The 13,661-nt window shown below is 47.0% G+C and carries 14 protein-coding genes; all 14 read right to left on the bottom strand.

Going from position 1 to position 13,661, the window contains the following annotated elements; translation table 11 throughout:
* Nucleotides 1-14 precede the first annotated feature (14 nt).
* Nucleotides 15-803 (bottom strand): metallophosphoesterase family protein, encoded by a 789-nt coding sequence (locus BMZ56_RS12360; RefSeq protein WP_090627010.1) that lies wholly within the window; start codon nt 801-803, stop codon nt 15-17.
* A gap of 8 nt (nt 804-811) precedes the next feature.
* Complete coding sequence (locus BMZ56_RS12365) at nt 812-1,537, bottom strand: nucleotidyltransferase (protein WP_090627012.1); 726 nt, start codon at nt 1,535-1,537, stop codon at nt 812-814.
* Between the two features lie 64 nt (nt 1,538-1,601).
* Nucleotides 1,602-2,126 carry a GNAT family N-acetyltransferase gene (locus tag BMZ56_RS12370; protein ID WP_090627014.1) on the bottom strand — a complete coding sequence of 175 codons (525 nt, stop codon included), beginning with the start codon at nt 2,124-2,126 and terminating at the stop codon, nt 1,602-1,604.
* Nucleotides 2,127-2,129: 3 nt separating this feature from the next.
* On the bottom strand, nt 2,130-2,693 hold the full coding sequence (locus BMZ56_RS12375) for a hypothetical protein (RefSeq protein ID WP_090627016.1): 564 nt from the start codon (nt 2,691-2,693) through the stop codon (nt 2,130-2,132).
* 13 nt (nt 2,694-2,706) lie between these two features.
* Nucleotides 2,707-3,888: a M20 metallopeptidase family protein gene (locus tag BMZ56_RS12380; protein ID WP_090627019.1), complete on the bottom strand. Its 1,182-nt coding sequence runs from the start codon at nt 3,886-3,888 to the stop codon at nt 2,707-2,709.
* A gap of 15 nt (nt 3,889-3,903) precedes the next feature.
* Complete coding sequence (locus BMZ56_RS12385) at nt 3,904-4,347, bottom strand: SPOR domain-containing protein (protein WP_090627021.1); 444 nt, start codon at nt 4,345-4,347, stop codon at nt 3,904-3,906.
* 18 nt (nt 4,348-4,365) lie between these two features.
* The gene (gene secA / locus BMZ56_RS12390; RefSeq protein ID WP_090627024.1) at nt 4,366-7,659 is read right to left on the bottom strand and encodes a preprotein translocase subunit SecA; all 3,294 of its coding nucleotides are present in this window, start codon (nt 7,657-7,659) and stop codon (nt 4,366-4,368) included.
* A gap of 163 nt (nt 7,660-7,822) precedes the next feature.
* Entirely contained in the window at nt 7,823-8,692 is an 870-nt protein-coding gene (locus tag BMZ56_RS12395) for a menaquinone biosynthesis family protein (protein ID WP_090627026.1), read from the bottom strand.
* Entirely contained in the window at nt 8,689-8,961 is a 273-nt protein-coding gene (locus tag BMZ56_RS12400) for a hypothetical protein (protein ID WP_090627028.1), read from the bottom strand. Before BMZ56_RS12400 ends, BMZ56_RS12395 begins: the two co-directional genes overlap by 4 nt.
* The gene (gene surE, locus BMZ56_RS12405; RefSeq protein ID WP_090627030.1) at nt 8,958-9,734 is read right to left on the bottom strand and encodes a 5'/3'-nucleotidase SurE; all 777 of its coding nucleotides are present in this window, start codon (nt 9,732-9,734) and stop codon (nt 8,958-8,960) included. The genes BMZ56_RS12400 and surE overlap by 4 nt, the downstream gene beginning before the upstream one ends.
* Nucleotides 9,735-9,805: 71 nt before the next feature.
* The gene (locus BMZ56_RS12410) at nt 9,806-9,991 is read right to left on the bottom strand and encodes a CsbD family protein (protein ID WP_090627033.1); all 186 of its coding nucleotides are present in this window, start codon (nt 9,989-9,991) and stop codon (nt 9,806-9,808) included.
* Nucleotides 9,992-10,154: 163 nt separating this feature from the next.
* A complete protein-coding gene (locus tag BMZ56_RS12415) occupies nt 10,155-11,546 on the bottom strand; it encodes an OmpA family protein (RefSeq protein WP_090627277.1) in 1,392 nt (463 codons plus the stop codon).
* 430 nt (nt 11,547-11,976) lie between these two features.
* The gene (locus tag BMZ56_RS12420) at nt 11,977-12,987 is read right to left on the bottom strand and encodes an inorganic phosphate transporter (protein ID WP_090627036.1); all 1,011 of its coding nucleotides are present in this window, start codon (nt 12,985-12,987) and stop codon (nt 11,977-11,979) included.
* A gap of 22 nt (nt 12,988-13,009) precedes the next feature.
* The gene (locus tag BMZ56_RS12425; RefSeq protein WP_090627038.1) at nt 13,010-13,657 is read right to left on the bottom strand and encodes a DUF47 domain-containing protein; all 648 of its coding nucleotides are present in this window, start codon (nt 13,655-13,657) and stop codon (nt 13,010-13,012) included.
* Nucleotides 13,658-13,661: the final 4 nt, after the last annotated feature.

The raw sequence follows: 13,661 nt of genomic DNA on the forward strand, positions 1-13,661 counted from the left end.
AGGTGTTTCGGTTTTTATTTAATGGGCAACCGTTCAAATGTATCGGGTATTTCGTTAATTTCGATTTCCAGTAGGTGAAACGGATGGGGTTTTCCCTGTCGGGCCAAAACCGGCAAGGAAACATTCCACACTTTGGTGCCGTCGGGGGTTTCTCCCTGGTATTGCCCCATGTGGGCATGCCCGTGGAATACGGCCGCGACTTCCGTTCGCTGAAGGGGTTCCAGCAATCGGGATGAACCGAGAAACGGATAAATTTCCAAAGGCTCGCCTTCCACCGTCTCGGGGATCGGTGCATAGTGCATGATGGCTATTTTGGTTATTTCCCCTTGGTGCTGTCCCAACCGAGACAAGGCACGTTCCAATTTCAATCCTTCATCTACCGCTTCCTGCACAAATGATTTCATCATGTCTTCGCCAAATCGAGAGAGCATACGTGGACCAAAACCGCCTCCAAATCCCTTAATACCAGCAAATCCAATTCCTTCAATCACCGTTGATTCCCCGTCTAACACCTGCATATTGGCATGAGAAAGCACTTCCTTGATGATTTTATGTCGTCCTTTTTCGTAATCGTGGTTGCCTAACACACCGACGATGGGAAGGTGGTTGCCCTGTAGCTCTTCGGTAAACACCGCGGCTTCGTCTTCATCGCCCGTGTCGGTAATATCGCCCGCGATCACTAAAACATCCGCTTCCCGATTTATTGCCGTGAAATAGTCCTTCCATTTTCCCCGATCTGTGTCGCGCACATGTAAATCGCCTATAGCTGCTATTCGTATATGTTTTTTGTTTTCTGTTTCCATACCTATGTTTATACCGTCTTTATCGTATATGCCTTATAGTTCCACGTTTTGATATCCACCTCATACTGCGTTTGATCAATGAGCGGCCCTTGGCATACCCGTTCAAGAGACGGGGGCAGGTCATATTGTTCTTTGGCACGGTCAAGCAGGTCAAGAAATAGCCAATCGGGCACAATGTTCCGGTAATCGGAAGGATACACGAATTGAAAGATCAATAGCTGTGCCAATAGCAAATGCCAATGGGTATCCATCCGCTTCCAAAGCCGTGCCCAATCCAGTCGATGGCCCGCTTTTAATAACAAATGGTTGATATCTGCACCATCGTAGCGCTCCCGGTTCTGTACGTATATTTTACACCATATCAACTCTTCCAGCGGGATGTACTTAACAGGTATACCGTGAAAGCCACCTTCTTCGGCATATTCATGCCAAGTATCGTCCACCTTGCAGATATTATTGACCGTATCAAAAATGATATCGATAAAATAATCGTCCTTGAAGACCTTGGCCAGCCAGCGTGAATCGGTCAATTCAGTGCGATATCCGTGGTCGGCAAAACATTTAAGAATTTTCGGGTATTCTTGCGGCAGGCAGAAGATATCCAGGTCTTTAGTGACCCGTGGCACGCCCGTATAATGCACTACGGCATACCCGCCGCCAATCATGAACTCGCACTCGCAGTTCTGTAATACGGCTAACGCGTCGCTATAAATCGTAACAATTTTATCGTTCATCAGCTTTCATGGATATCGCAACTCTTTAGGAGATGCTCCATGAGGAGAGACAATCATAGGGATGTCATTGTTTGGCATCACCGCCAAAAAGAAATGACAACGGCTTTTGCATGACGTAATCTTTCAGTGTATAGCCGTGATACGGAATCTTCACTTCAGCCACCACCCTAAAGCCTTGGCGTTCATAAAAAGCCTTTGCGGGATTATGGCGATATACATTTAATTCCAGGCAACGTGTATTTGTCGCCAACGCCAGCGCTGCAACGTAATTGATCAGTCGCTTACCGCTTCCTTTTCCTTGTTCGGATGGCAGGACGTACAACTTTTCGATCCGCGTAACAGGCGAGTCCGGCTTGATTTGAAAGCCGACAAAACCGACGGGGGTTTCATCTCTCATGGCAAGCGCAAACTGTTGGCCGTTTTTGAGTTGGTTCAGTAAAGCCGACTCCGAATACATTAATTCCAGCATCAGCTTAATCTGTCCATGGGGCAGCAAATCGTGGTAAGTGGGCCACCAGATTTCATTGGCCAATCGGTGAATTGTCATTACATCGGCTAGGGTGGCCTCCTGAATTGCTGTTTCGTTCATGATCTAAAGCCGTTCGCCTATCAAACCATAAGGTTTATCAAAATAAATGGAATAAAAGCCATCGGCCACGGTGATATATTCCCGTTCACCGGTAGGGCGCAACCCCCGGATATCGGCCACCGCGTCGCCGTAGAGAAACACCGTTTCCCCCTTAGGCTTCCATTTCGAGAATCCGGACTTGGCGGCAAAGATCCTTTTGCCATTGACCAAAAGAACTGCGTGGATTTGGTCTGCATATTGACGTATCAGGTCCGGCTCTGTGTCCGTTGATACTAGGTTGGCGGCGCGGCATTTTCTTCCGATTAAAAAGGTGAGAGCCGTGTCTAGAAACGATGTAGCCATGGGCAAAAGAAGGATATGATCCTGCGGCAAATCCACCGGTTCGTTGGCGATCAGCACATCCACTTTGATTGCCTGCTGCGTAACAAGTGCTATGTTTTGTGCATCCGTGATGACAATCGGATTCCATTCCAGCAATTGGCTTAGCATAGAATCGGGAATACCACCCAATTGTGCAATGATCAGTGCAGGTTCTTGGTCTTCTTTAACAATATGATGTGAAGACATGCGGCATACCCACTTAATTGCCTAACTGGCGTAAAGCGATATAAGCCATTAGCCCCGTGCTGAGCGCCAGGGCACTTTCATCGACATCAAAGGTCGGCGTATGCACAGCGGATGTAATCCCTTTTGCCTCGTTGCCGGTACCCAGCCGGTAGAAACAGGCGTCGGCTTCCTGCGAATAGTAAGCAAAATCCTCCCCTGCCAGCCAAAGGTCAAGATCAATTACATGTTCATTGCCGAGAAACTCTTCCGCGTAACCGCGGACCTCACCGGTTAATTTTTCTTCGTTGACCAAAAAGGGATATCCGACCCGGATGTCGAAATCGCAGCTGGCTCCCATGCTTTCAGCAATGCCCATAGCCATCTTTTTCATGCGTGTGTGCGCTTCTTTCCGCCATTTCTCGTCGAATGTACGAAAGGTTCCTTCCAGGTATACCTCATTCGGGATGACATTTGTCGCACCGTTGGCGATTACTTTGCCGAATGATAGTACACTGGGCATCCGGGGGTCGGCAATGCGACTGATGACCTGCTGCAAAGCGGTAATAATGTGTGCGGTAATGACCACCGGATCTATGTTTTGCTGGGGCTGTGCACCGTGCCCTCCCTTTCCCGTAACCGTTACATAGAGTTCGTCGGTGGATGCCATGTACTTACCTGCACGGAAACCTACCTTGCCTGCCGGGATTGCCGGCATGACATGCTGGCCGATGACCGCTTGGGGAGCAGGGTTCTGCAATACCCCTTCTTTAATCATCAAGCTGGCGCCGCCGGGCAGCCGTTCCTCTCCCGGTTGGAAAATCAATTTAATTGTTCCTCCGAAATCTGCTTTCAATGACTGGAGAATACGGGCCGTTCCCAATAAAGAGGAGGTATGTACATCGTGACCACAAGCGTGCATGACGCCTTCGCGTTTCGAACCGTATTCGCGGCCGGAAACTTCGGTAATGGGAAGCGCATCCATATCGGCACGTAGCGCTACCACGCGATCGGAAGGCTTTTCGCCGGTTATTTGTGCCACCACTCCCGTATTTGCCATCGGGATGTAGGGAATTCCCAGATTGTCTAATTCGGACTTTACAAATGCAGCGGTCTCGTACTCTTCAAATGACAGTTCTGGGTTTTGGTGGAGATGCCGTCGGTTGACCACCGTTTTTTCATAGATTTGTGTTGCGATTGCACTGACTTTTTCCCTCATTGCTTTTTCTTTTCCTTACTGATACACGTATATCTCTTCGGTAAAGATAAATACGTTGTTAAACTGTCTCCGTAGGCCCTGCATAAGATCCTGCGCTTCGCTTCGGCTTCGGAAATCGCCCACTTTTACCCGATAATTGGGCTCTTCGTAACTTACATACGTGTCGATATCCTTATATAGCGTTTTAAAGCGGGCTTGCTCGGCGTAAGCTTCCGAACGGTTTGCGCCGGAATAAATCTGGACGCGAAATCCCATGGCCGTGGTGCGTGTCGCATTTTTTTTATCAACGGGGGGGGCACTTGTCGAGGCCGCCGAAATACGGGTGCCCATGCGGTTCCGTTGCATCAAACTAATGAGCGGATCGGCCACTATTTCCACTTTTCCTTTCTGCTGGGCATAACCGGTAAATCCCGAAAAACAGACCAGTAGACCAACCCATGCAAAACCTATTTTAACCATCGTATTTGTTTTTGCGTGTTATGCGCCGTGGCAGTTTTTATATTTTTTGCCACTTCCACAGGGACAGGGATCGTTTCTCCCTACTTTTTGCTCGTTGCGGATTGGCTGTGTGCGCTGCACCTCGCGGGTGTCTTCAACCGGGGCACTGCTGCCGCCGGACGCCACCAACTCGGGTTTGGAGGTCTTAACCCGTGCTTCCTGCCTCGGCAACGGACGGGCTTCGCGTACATCCTGGGGTTGCTGATTAGGAATTTCGCCCTTGAAAAGGAACCCTACCACATCTTTGTTCATGTTGACCAGCATCTCCTTAAACAGGTTGAATGCCTCCATTTTATAGATAATAATGGGGTCTTTTTGTTCATACACTGCATTTTGCACGGATTGCTTTAGCTCGTCCATATCCCGTAGGTGTTCTTTCCAGGCCTCATCGATCAACGCGAGGACAACGCCCTTTTCAAAGGATTTGAACACTTCCTTGCCGCCGGATTCGACGGCCTTTTTGAGGTTGGTTGCTACCTGGATACCACGCAGGCCGTCCGAAAAGGGAACCACAATATTTTCGATCTGGCCGCCGCGTGTAGCAAATACATCCGTCAAGACCGGCAATGTCTGCTTAGCAATTTTTTCTCCCTTTTCATGATAGTAAGCAATGACCTGGGAGAAAAGCTTGTCTGTAAGCGATACAATGTTGCTGTTCGCAAATTCGTCTGCGCCAAGATCCGGATCAACAGAGAAAATGCGGATTACTTCCAATTGGAATTCCTCATACGTGCCCGATTCCTTGCTCGCTGCAACCAATTCTTCCACCACATCAAAAATCGTATTGTTGAGATCTACGTCTAAGCGCTCACCAAACAATGCGTTCTTCCGCTTGGCATAAATCACCGTACGCTGGGAGTTCATCACATCGTCATATTCCAATAGACGTTTGCGGATGCCGAAGTTGTTTTCCTCCACCTTTTTTTGCGCCCGTTCGATAGATTTGGTAAGCATGCTATGTTGCATGACCTCACCTTCCTCTACGCCCATGCGCACCATGATGTTGGAAATCCGTTCAGAGGCAAACAAACGCATCAACGGGTCCTCTAGTGATACAAAGAATTGGGATGACCCCGGGTCTCCCTGTCGGCCGGCACGTCCGCGCAGCTGTCGGTCTACACGGCGTGATTCGTGGCGTTCTGTACCGATAATGGCTAGACCGCCCGCTTCCTTAACGCCCGGACCCAGTTTAATGTCGGTACCACGACCAGCCATGTTGGTGGCAATGGTTACCATACCCGGTTGTCCTGCTTCGGCTACGATATCTGCCTCGCGTTGGTGTAACTTGGCGTTTAACACATTATGTTTTACCCCGCGCAGTTTAAGCATGCGGCTCAGCAATTCCGAAATTTCCACGGAAGTAGTGCCCACCAAGACCGGTCGGCCTTCTTGGGTAAGTCGATGAATCTCTTCGGCCACCGCGTTGTACTTTTCGCGGGCCGTACGGTAAATTAAATCGTGGCGGTCATCGCGTTGGATAGACACATTGGTTGGAATCTCAACCACATCCAGTTTGTAAATCTGCCAAAGTTCTCCCGCTTCTGTAATTGCAGTACCGGTCATGCCGGCCAGCTTGTGATACATGCGGAAGTAATTTTGCAAGGTAATCGTGGCGTAGGTCTGCGTTGCATCTTCGACTTTCACATTTTCCTTCGCCTCGATGGCTTGGTGTAATCCATCTGAATAGCGGCGTCCTTCCATGATACGCCCCGTCTGTTCATCTACGATCTTAACCTTGCCCTCGTCGATGATGTATTCATCGTCTCGCTCGAACAATGTATAGGCTTTGAGGAGCTGATTAACCGAGTGGATGCGTTCGGATTTGACTGAGAAATCACGCATCAATTCCTCTTTTTTAGCCAATTTTTCTTCTGGGCTGAGTCCCGACTTTTCAATTTCTGCTACATCCGTACCTACATCCGGCATGATGAAAAAGTTAGGATCTTCTCCGGATGCAGTGATGAGTTCTATACCCTTTTCGGTAAGCTCTACCTGATTGTTTTTTTCATCGATTACAAAATACAGCTCGGTATCTACCTTAGGCATATTCTTGCTTTGTTCCTGCAGGTAATAATTTTCCGTTTTCTGAAGGAGCTGCCGATTGCTGCCTTCGCTGAGAAACTTAATAAGTGCCTTATACTTGGGTAGCCCCCGATGTGCACGCAATAGGGCAAGCCCGCCGCCTTCGGCGCCGGTGTCGCCTTCTGAAATCTTTTTTTTCGCGTCATTCAAAACGTTATTGATGAATGCCTTTTGGGTATTAACCAAGCGTTCAATGCGCGGCTTGAGCTCATAAAATTCGTGTTCGTCGCCCCTTGGTATCGGACCGGAAATAATTAGCGGCGTACGGGCATCGTCAATCAGCACCGAGTCCACCTCATCCACCATGGCGAAGTGCAGTTTTCGTTGTACCAGTGCATCGGGCGATTGCGCCATGTTGTCACGCAGGTAATCGAAGCCGAATTCATTGTTTGTACCGAATACGATGTCAGCAGCGTAGGCGTTTCGTCTCGCGGCGGAGTTTGGTTGATGCTTGTCAATGCAATCGACGCGTAGACCGTGGAATTCAAACAGTGGACCGTTCCACTCGGAGTCACGGCGGGCTAGGTAATCATTTACGGTTACAATATGTACCCCTTGTCCGGATAGCGCATTCAAGTAGGCGGGAAGGGTTCCCACCAACGTTTTACCTTCTCCAGTTGCCATTTCAGCGATTTTTCCCTCGTGCAACACGATACCCCCGATCAACTGTACATCGTAATGGACCATGTTCCACGTTACCTCGTTTCCAGCAGCGATCCAAGTATGATTCCAGATAGCCTTATCGCCCACAATTTGTACATGCGGTTTGGAAGCTGCTAGTTCGCGGTCAAAATCGGATGCGGTTACTTCGAGTGCGGCATTTTCCGTAAAACGGCGGGCCGTTTCTTTTACTACAGCAAATGCCTCAGGCAGCACCTGCATTAACACTTCTTCCAGTTTTTGGTCTCGATCTTTGCCCAGTTTGTCGACCTTGTCATAGATAGACGTTTTTTCGGTCATATCAATCCCTTCTTGCTCTGCGTCTGCTTTCAGTGCACCAATCTCTGCGTCGATATCAGCCAGGTATTCTGTAATACGCCGTTTAAAATCGGCTGTTTTTGATCGGAGTTCGTCGTTGGTAAGGGATTCCAGCTTCGGATACTCTGCTTTGATTTTCTCAACTAGCGGCTGGATATGTTTAATGTCCCGTTCGGACTTACTACCAAATATTTTACTTAAAAATGTTAACATCGGTTATTTTTTCTATATGATATGCCATATGCTCAATAATGGCACCAAAACCCCGGCACCGCCAATATGGCATAATCGACAAAGTTAGTTATTAGATTTGAGATTTGGGATATCTGACTTCAGACAATCGCCATCCAATGAGGGGCGCGGTTGAACCAAAAGGCTAAGACAAAAACAAATCTTTAGTCGTTTGGGGAATCAACGCTAATTCCCACGCCTTGTGAAAAAGCGTTCGGATAGCGGTTTTCCCTTCGTCGCCCAACGATATGGAAAACCGGTTGACGTACAATTCAATGTGTTTATACATGATATCTTCGCTCATCTCCTGCGCATGCGAACGGATAAAATCAAGACCGGATTTGGGATGGGCAAATGCGTATTCCACACTTTTGCGGATCACGCGGTCGATTTGTTTGACTGTTTTTTCTGAGAGCTGCCGCCTCGCTACAATTCCACCCAAGGGAATGGGAGCACCGGTGGCGTGTTCCCAATAGTCGCCGAGGTCCATGATTTTATGCAGTCCTTTGTCGTGGAAGGTAAAGCGATTCTCGTGGATGATCAATCCGAGATCGATGCGCTCGTCAAGCAGCGCCTGTTCAATCCCGGAAAATACCATTTCCTGTTTCTTTATTAGGTTAGGGAATGCCAATCCCAGAAGGAAGTTTGCAGTCGTATATTTCCCGGGTATTCCTACAGTTAAATTGGACTGAAGAGATAAATCAACCGCCGAATGACTGATAGCGGATAGCTGTTTCATCAACTCGGGGCGTTTGCATATCAACAAGGGTCCTACTCCAAATCCCAAAGCACTTCCTGCATTTAGCAACACGTAATTTTCCACGGCGTAAGCATACGCATGATAACTCAGTTTGGTGATGTCCAATTCACCGTTGAATGCCCGGTGATTTAAGGTCTCCACGTCTTCATAGCACACGTCAAAATCCAAGCCTTCGGTATCGATTTTATGGTGGATTAGCGCATCAAAAATAAACGTATCGTTTGGGCAAGGAGAGAATCCAAGTGTCAATTTCATGTCAATGACAATTTTGTGGTAAAAATCAGCAACATTGCCAAGACAAAGGTAATCAAAATCACCCCACGTGCCGCTTTTTCAAGCCCCTTCCGATAGAAATAACGAACAACAAAAAGATTAATTAACGCAGCAATGACATATAAGCCCAACTGTTTGGATCCGAAGGGAACGGATAGTGTGGTGAATGTAGTCAATATATGTGCACACAGGGGCGCCAATAGTCCAATACTCAATCCCAATAAAAGCGAATTCTGCTGCATTTGATTCATTGAATTTCAAATTCCCAAGAGTTTAAGTCGGGTATTGCGTGATGGGCAGTCATGTCGAATTGAACGGGAACAATCGAAACGTAGTCGTTTTGCAATGCCCATACGTCAGTATCTTCTCCCCGATCACGTAGCTGGAATACACCGGTAAGCCAGTAGTAGCTACGGTTATTAGGATCTTTCCGTTCATCAAATTCCTCCGCCCATTTTGCATCGGCCTGGCGGCAGATTTTGATTCCATTAATCCGATCGGTTTTCGGAAAGTTCACGTTAAGCAATGTTCCCTTCGCCAAGCCCTTTGCTAATACTTGTTTTGCAATGCTTCTCACATACGGGCGACAATTAGAGAAGTCGGCATCGGTTTCAAGATCGTCGTATGAGAACCCAATTGAAGGAATCGCTTCGATTGCCCCTTCTACCGCTGCAGACATAGTACCGGAGTATAGCACGTTGATAGAGCTATTGAGGCCATGGTTGATGCCCGACACGCAGATATCGGGTTTTCTTCCCTTGAACACTTGATTTACGGCGAGCTTCACACAATCTACCGGCGTACCGGAGCATTTATACATTTCCACATCCGGGTAGATGTAAACGCGATCAATGCGCAACGGTTTTCCGATGGTAATTGCATGTCCGGTGCCGGATTGGGGTCCCTCTGGAGCCACGACGGTTACTTGACCTAACTTTTGCATCTCCTCAATTAATACCTTGATACCTGGCGCGGTGATACCATCATCATTGACGACGAGTATAGAAGGTTGTTTTTTTGACATGGGACGAAGTTAAAAAGAAAAGCGTTATGGACAACTGTCCATAACGCTTCCCTTCTTAAATGATGAGGCGATTACAAACTATTTAACCAATCTACCACCTCGTCTCGAGCTTTGCCCGTTTTCTTTTGAATACGGCCGATCAGTTCGTCGTCTTTTCCCTCTTCATATAATAAATCATCATCGGTCAATTCAGCGTATTGCTGTTTAGCTTTTCCTTTTAACTCGTTCCAAGTCCCTTTTAATTTCAGATTACTCATACTGTATATCGTTTAAATCTAACACTGAAAACTAAACAACAATATCCTGAAAAAGTTTGCAGGGAGAGGAAGCTTATCGGATCAAGTTTTATAAAAAGCTTTTCAAAAATAAAGCGGCTGCCCGTTTGGGCAGCCGCTTTATTTTGTCATCCAGATGGATTACTTATCTTTTGATTTCAACACGACGGTTAAGTACGCGGCCTTCTTCGGTTGCATTGGAAGCAATCGGAGCAGATTCGCCCAACGCTTGTACGTTGATTTTGGCAGCATCCACGCCTGAATTAACCAAGTATTGTTTTACAGAGTTTGCACGGTCTCTTGACAAGTTCAGATTATATGCTTCTGAACCTTCAGCAGATGCGTGACCATCCAATGTAACTGTAGCACCGCTTTCGCGCAGATCTGAAGACAACCGATCAAGGGTTGAGTAAGATTCAGTCTTCAATACAGAGCTATCAAATTCAAATTGGATGTTAGAATACGTTGCAGAGGTTTCCGATTTTGGCTCCGGGAATTTAATTGGACATCCAGCACCGTCAACCTGTGTACCTGCAGGCGTGCCTGGGCACTTGTCAAATTTATCAGATACACCATCACCGTCTTCGTCGCGGCTCAACTCGTCAACAAGACCTTCCAACGTAGATACGCGTTGTTTCAAAGCCTCAAGCTCGTTGCGCAGAGAAGGATCTTTCAACTCGTCATACAACGTTGATACAGGGTTGTGCCAGGTCAAATCCGGTTTCGAAGAAGAACCCAAAGAGAATTCCAAACCAGCATAGGTGTAAGAGAATTTGTCATTGGCCGCACGGTCAACAACCGGTCCAAACAATGCTTTGTCATCAACAAAGTTCATCGTATAACCTAAGTTTAAAGCTACGCGGTCAGACAGTTTGAATTTAACACCTACACCTACAGGAATGTATGCTTCGCGTTTAAAGTCACGATCACCTGTCAATTCGCGATCGGAATTGACCTCTTCGCCCCAACCGCCTTTGTTATCCCAAGCTCCGGAAGAACCCTCTGCATCGGTATAACCAACTGGGTTAAACGCCATCACACCGTAACCGACACTCGCATAGAAGTTAACGGCATTCTCACGACGCAAGAAATCGATGGTAGCCAATTGGAATACACCGTTCAAGCTAGCCGCATACTGTACAGAAGTTTCCGCGGACTGATATCCAGCAGCACCTGAAGCGCCGTTAGCTGCATCAAACAGGTACGAATTGCTAATACCTCTGTTATTGTAAGTGAAAATCCTACCGCGATTGGCGGCAGCTTCCAAGCCAAACCAGCTTGACAATTGCTTCCGAACGGTAAGTCCGTAATATTCGCGCAATTTGTAACCGCCGAAGCCTACTTTTTCGTTAAATGCATTCGATCCACCGATGATCACTGATGGCGTTGTGAAACCACCATTGACCCCAATTGACCACGTTCTGTACTGGCGCCTTCCGCCAAATACAGTCGGCTCCTGTGCTTGCACCGTGTCGGTCAGCCCTATGGCTGCAACGAGCGAGCAAGCAACTGCCGTTTTGATTGTAGAATAATTCATACTCTTGTTTTTTTTAAGGTTAAAAATTTTTAATTGTCTAATTTTTCGCAAAAATAACCAATAGTTTGATTCACGCAATATTTGCAAATACTATTCCAGTTTTTTTAATTTCTACTATTTTCTAAAAAAAACTACCCGCTAAACGCTTTAAATGTCAATGACAAAGAACATATTCGGTTGCTAAACAGTTAGTTATAGATTCTGTCAGCTTGACGCGATGACATGCTATTCTTCTCCGATAGCAACGAAAAGCTAGCCTGTATAACCAAAAAAGAAAGACAGCCATTTCAATAAATTGTCATTCAAAATGTCTATTTTTATAGGCAGTTTGGCAAAGACGATGTAAATCTACGGATTAATCGCATCGTTTCCTAAAAAATCCCAAATATTTATTATACGCCACATTGACTATCCTGTATGCTGGCTTCGGTTAGAATAAATAGTGAATGATCGTATACGTAATACCCGCAAGGATGGCCGATACCGGAATCGTTAATACCCACGCCCACAGGAGGCTAATGGTGACACCCCACCTCACGGCGGAAACGCGTTTTACCACACCCACTCCAATGATTGAACCAGTGATGGTGTGCGTTGTGGATACCGGAATGCCAAAGTGCTCGGTGAAACCGAGGGTTACCGCAGCGGCGGTTTCTGCACCCACACCTTCCAAAGCATTTACTTTCGTAATTTTGGTGCCCATCGTCTTTACGATCTTCCATCCACCGCTCATCGTGCCCAGTGCAATGGCTGAATAACAAGCAAGGGGTATCCACTCCGGCATGGGGGCATCCGATTGCAGGTATCCTCCCGCTACCATTGCCACGAAGATAATCCCCATCACCTTTTGGGCGTCATTACCGCCATGCGCAAAGCTCAGCGCTGCCGATGAAACCAGTTGGAGCTTCCGGAACCACCATTCGGCAACGGAAGGTTTCGCCCTTTTTGATATATTGATGATCAATAGCGTAATCACGATAGCAATGAACATACCGATGAGCGGGGCAAGCACAATAAAGGATATGATCTGAAGGGTGGCACCCAAGTTGATCGCTCCGATGGCGCTATCTCCAAGGATAAAGGCATGGGCCATGCCCGCTCCTGCAAATCCGCCTATTAAGGTGTGTGAAGAGCTGGAAGGCACACCATAATACCAAGTGAAAAGATTCCAACCGATGGCGGCCATTAACCCCGCAAAAATCACCTCAAGTGTGATGTATTGTTCGAGTACCGTCTTTGCGATCGTGTTGGCTACTTTGTGGTCAGTGAAATAAAAATAGGCGGCAAAATTGAAGGCAGCTGCCCATAGCACAGCCTGGAAAGGTGACAACACTTTGGTTGACACAATGGTAGCGATGGAATTTGCGGCATCATGAAATCCGTTGATATAATCAAAAGCTATAGCAAGGATGATAACAATAACCAATAGTGTGGTGACCATAATACGCTTGCGGATTGTTTAATTAGGCGTTTTTCACTAAGATGCTTTCCAACACATTGGCTACGTCTTCGCACTTATCGGTAGCAGTTTCCATGGCAGACAGTACCTCTTTGTATTTGATCAACGCAATCGCATCCTTTTCGAACTCAAACAGTTCACCCACGGCCTTATCAAAAATGTAGTCCGCTTTGTTTTCGATGCTATTAATACGTACACACGAGTCGGTGATATTCCGAATGTTTTTGAGGTTGCGCAGTTCGTGAACGGCCTTGGCCACGTCCTCTGTAGCCTCAAGGATTAGATCGGCCATCTCGATAATTGGGTCGGTGATCTTTTCCAGCTTGTATAGGTCAATCCGGTTGGATGCTCCGTGGATAAAATCTGCCACATCATCCAGCGAACTGGTCAATGTATGGATATCTTCGCGGTCAAACGGGGTAATGAAGTTTTTGCCCAGCTCTAGGTGTATTTGGTGGGAAATGTCGTCGCCCCTATGCTCCAAATCTTCAATTTTGCGGCTGAGTTCTTTCCGTTTGACAGAATCAGAGAGGTTTACCAATTCCTTTAATAGTTTCGCCATGTCAATCAAGTTACTACTAGCTTGCTCAAACAGGGGAAAGAACTTTTTGTCTTTGGGAACAAAATATTGGAATATGCTATTGAGTGACATAGAA

The sequence above is a fragment of the Parapedobacter indicus genome (genome assembly GCF_900113765.1).
In the GTDB taxonomy this organism is placed as follows: domain Bacteria; phylum Bacteroidota; class Bacteroidia; order Sphingobacteriales; family Sphingobacteriaceae; genus Parapedobacter; species Parapedobacter indicus.

What these genes read in the sequence shown, in the direction of transcription:
- BMZ56_RS12360 (WP_090627010.1), bottom strand. Translation starts at nt 803, where the DNA reads ATGGAAACAGAAAACAAAAAACATATACGAATAGCAGCTATAGGCGAT.
- BMZ56_RS12365 (WP_090627012.1), bottom strand. Translation starts at nt 1,537, where the DNA reads ATGAACGATAAAATTGTTACGATTTATAGCGACGCGTTAGCCGTATTA.
- BMZ56_RS12370 (WP_090627014.1), bottom strand. Translation starts at nt 2,126, where the DNA reads ATGAACGAAACAGCAATTCAGGAGGCCACCCTAGCCGATGTAATGACA.
- BMZ56_RS12375 (WP_090627016.1), bottom strand. Translation starts at nt 2,693, where the DNA reads ATGTCTTCACATCATATTGTTAAAGAAGACCAAGAACCTGCACTGATC.
- BMZ56_RS12380 (WP_090627019.1), bottom strand. Translation starts at nt 3,888, where the DNA reads ATGAGGGAAAAAGTCAGTGCAATCGCAACACAAATCTATGAAAAAACG.
- BMZ56_RS12385 (WP_090627021.1), bottom strand. Translation starts at nt 4,347, where the DNA reads ATGGTTAAAATAGGTTTTGCATGGGTTGGTCTACTGGTCTGTTTTTCG.
- secA (WP_090627024.1), bottom strand. Translation starts at nt 7,659, where the DNA reads ATGTTAACATTTTTAAGTAAAATATTTGGTAGTAAGTCCGAACGGGAC.
- BMZ56_RS12395 (WP_090627026.1), bottom strand. Translation starts at nt 8,692, where the DNA reads ATGAAATTGACACTTGGATTCTCTCCTTGCCCAAACGATACGTTTATT.
- BMZ56_RS12400 (WP_090627028.1), bottom strand. Translation starts at nt 8,961, where the DNA reads ATGAATCAAATGCAGCAGAATTCGCTTTTATTGGGATTGAGTATTGGA.
- surE (WP_090627030.1), bottom strand. Translation starts at nt 9,734, where the DNA reads ATGTCAAAAAAACAACCTTCTATACTCGTCGTCAATGATGATGGTATC.
- BMZ56_RS12410 (WP_090627033.1), bottom strand. Translation starts at nt 9,991, where the DNA reads ATGAGTAATCTGAAATTAAAAGGGACTTGGAACGAGTTAAAAGGAAAA.
- BMZ56_RS12415 (WP_090627277.1), bottom strand. Translation starts at nt 11,546, where the DNA reads ATGAATTATTCTACAATCAAAACGGCAGTTGCTTGCTCGCTCGTTGCA.
- BMZ56_RS12420 (WP_090627036.1), bottom strand. Translation starts at nt 12,987, where the DNA reads ATGGTCACCACACTATTGGTTATTGTTATCATCCTTGCTATAGCTTTT.
- BMZ56_RS12425 (WP_090627038.1), bottom strand. Translation starts at nt 13,657, where the DNA reads ATGTCACTCAATAGCATATTCCAATATTTTGTTCCCAAAGACAAAAAG.